This is a genomic window from Methylibium sp. T29-B (assembly GCF_000576225.1).
Lineage (GTDB): Bacteria > Pseudomonadota > Gammaproteobacteria > Burkholderiales > Burkholderiaceae_C > Methylibium > Methylibium petroleiphilum.
In genome coordinates, this window is sequence record NZ_AZSN01000288.1 from 1 (window position 1) to 2,595 (window position 2,595).

Annotated in this window: 3 protein-coding genes; 2 read left to right on the forward strand and 1 reads right to left on the reverse strand. The window is 71.1% G+C overall.

What is annotated here, in order from left to right; genetic code table 11:
* The coding region (locus tag Y694_RS21170; protein ID WP_231497829.1) for an alpha/beta hydrolase at window positions 1–669 on the reverse strand (669 nt) is incomplete at its 3' end.
* A gap of 64 nt (window positions 670–733) precedes the next feature.
* Here Y694_RS21170 and Y694_RS21175 point away from each other — a divergent pair.
* Both Y694_RS21175 and Y694_RS21180 read left to right on the forward strand, forming a co-directional pair.
* The gene (locus Y694_RS21175; RefSeq protein WP_036236347.1) at window positions 734–1,774 is read left to right on the forward strand and encodes an aliphatic amidase; all 1,041 of its coding nucleotides are present in this window, start codon (window positions 734–736) and stop codon (window positions 1,772–1,774) included.
* A gap of 16 nt (window positions 1,775–1,790) precedes the next feature.
* Window positions 1,791–2,595: CbbQ/NirQ/NorQ/GpvN family protein (locus tag Y694_RS21180; RefSeq protein ID WP_081782306.1), on the forward strand; the 805-nt coding region annotated here is incomplete at its 3' end.

Consider the following 2,595-nt stretch of genomic DNA (forward strand, 5'->3'; position numbering starts at 1 on the left):
CGCCGGGTCGCGCCCGAAGGCGCGGTCGAACAGCCGCAGGTGGCGTGCCTGCATCAGCGCCGGCACGTCGAGCGCGGCGCTGTCGAGCAGCACGCTGCCGAGCCAGCGCGTGGCACCGGCCTCGGCCGCGAGGGCGGGCATGGCGTCCAGCAGCGCCACAAGGTGGGCGCCGGCCGAATGGCCCATGAGCACGAAGCGCGCGGGGTCACCGCCCCATTCGGTGCTGCGCGACTGGGCGAACGCCAGCGCACGGGCCACGTCGCGCGCCTGCTCCAGCGGCGCGGCCTGCGGCAGCAGGCGGTAGTTGACCGACACCACCACCACGCCGCGCGGCACCCAGGCCTGCACCTTGTGCTTCACCACCGAGTCCATGGCCTTGTCGCCGTGCGCCCAGCCGCCGCCGTGCACCATGAAGACGGTGGCCGCGCCTTGCGCCTGGGCGGGCCGGTACACGTCGAGGCGCTGGCGCTCGTGGTCGCCGTAGCGCAGGTCGCGCAGCAGCTGCACCTGCGGCGGCAGCCAGCGCGCGTGGCTGGCGGGGGTGGGGGGCGCTTCATCGGCATCGAGCGTGTCCTGCGCGGCGCCGCAGGCCCCGGCGGCGAGCAGCAGCAGGGCCGTCACGCACACGATGCGGCGCGTCGCGCGGCCTACGTCAATCAACGTATTCACCGGGCGGAGGGGCCACCGAAGAATGGATTCGTTCATCAGCCGCATCAGGAGCAGGAGCGCCCCCATGATCCACGGAGACATTTCCAGCAGCAAGGACACCGTGGGCGTGGCCGTCGTCAACTACAAGATGCCGCGCCTGCACACGAAGGCCGAGGTGCTGGCCAACGCGAAGCAGATCGCGAACATGGTGGTGGGCATGAAGGCCGGGCTGCCGGGGCTGGACCTGGTGATCTTCCCGGAGTACAGCACCCACGGGATCATGTACGACAGCGCCGAGATGTACGCCAACGCGGCCACGGTGCCGGGCGCCGAGACGGAGATCTTCGCCGCCGCGTGCCGCCAGGCCAAGGTGTGGGGCGTGTTCTCGCTCACCGGCGAGCAGCACGAGGAGCATCCGCACAAGGCGCCGTACAACACGCTGATCCTCATGAACGACCAGGGCGAGATCGTCCAGAAGTACCGCAAGATCATGCCGTGGGTGCCCATCGAGGGCTGGTACCCGGGCCACTGCACCTACGTGAGCGAAGGCCCGAAGGGCCTGAAGGTCAGCCTCATCATCTGCGACGACGGCAACTACCCCGAGATCTGGCGCGACTGCGCGATGAAGGGCGCCGAGCTGATCGTGCGCTGCCAGGGCTACATGTACCCGGCCAAGGAGCAGCAGGTGCTGATCAGCAAGGCCATGGCCTTCGCCAACAACACCTACGTGGCGGTGGCCAACGCGGCGGGCTTCGACGGCGTGTACTCGTACTTCGGCCACAGCGCGATCATCGGCTTCGACGGCCGCACGCTGGGCGAGTGCGGCGAGGAGGAAATGGGCATCCAGTACGCGGCGCTCAGCAAGAGCCTGATCCGCGATTTCCGCCGCAACGGCCAGAGCGAGAACCACCTGTTCAAGCTGCTGCACCGCGGCTACACCGGCATGATCAACTCGCGCGAGGGCGACAAGGGCGTGGCCGCCTGCCCATACGACTTCTATGCGCAGTGGATCGCCGACCCCGAGGCGATGCGCGAGAAGGTGGAGTCCTTCACCCGCAGCACGGTGGGCACCGACGAGGCCCCCATCGAGGGCCTGCCCCACCAGGGCAGCGTGGGCCACCGCTGAGGTGGGCGCGATCGACATGCTCGCGCCCACGCCCCGGGCGGCGCCCGCCGCAGCCGCCGCCCTGCGGATGGACGCCTACCGCATCGCCACCGAGCCCTACTACCGCAGCGTGGGCGACGAGCTGGCGCTGTTCGAGGCCGCCTGCGCGCAGCGCCTGCCGGTGATGCTGAAGGGCCCCACCGGCTGCGGCAAGACGCGGCTGGTGGAGCGCATGGCCTGGGCACTGCAGCGCCCGCTGATCACCGTGGCCTGCAACGACGACACCAGCGTCGGCGACCTGGTGGGCCGCCACCTGCTCGACGCCGACGGCACGCACTGGCAGGACGGCCCGCTGACGCTGGCGGTGCGGCACGGCGCGATCTGCTACCTCGACGAGGTGGTGGAGGCGCGGGCCGACACGCTGGCGGTGATCCACCCGCTCACCGACACGCGGCGCCTGCTGCCGATCGACCGCCGCAACGAGCTGCTGAAGGCACACCCCGATTTCCAGCTGGTGGTGTCCTACAACCCCGGCACGCCGGGCGCGCCCCGCGAGCTGAAGGCCGCGACGCGGCAGCGCTTCTGCGCGCTGGACTGCAGCTACCCCGGCACCGAGGTGGAGGTGGAGATCGTGGCGCGCGAGTCCGGCATCCCCACCGACCTAGCCGCCAGCCTGGTGGCGCTGGGCGTGCGCACGCGCCGCCTGCAGGGCGAGGGGCTGGACGAAGGCGCGTCGACGCGCATGCTGGTGCGCGCCGCGCAATTGATCGCCGCCGGCACCGCGCCGGCCGCGGCCTGCTGCATGGCACTGGTAGCGCCGCTGTCCGACGACCCCGACCTCG

Coding starts and splice junctions, on each gene's coding strand:
- Y694_RS21175 (WP_036236347.1), top strand. CDS start 734: ATGATCCACGGAGACATTTCCAGCAGCAAGGACACCGTGGGCGTGGCC.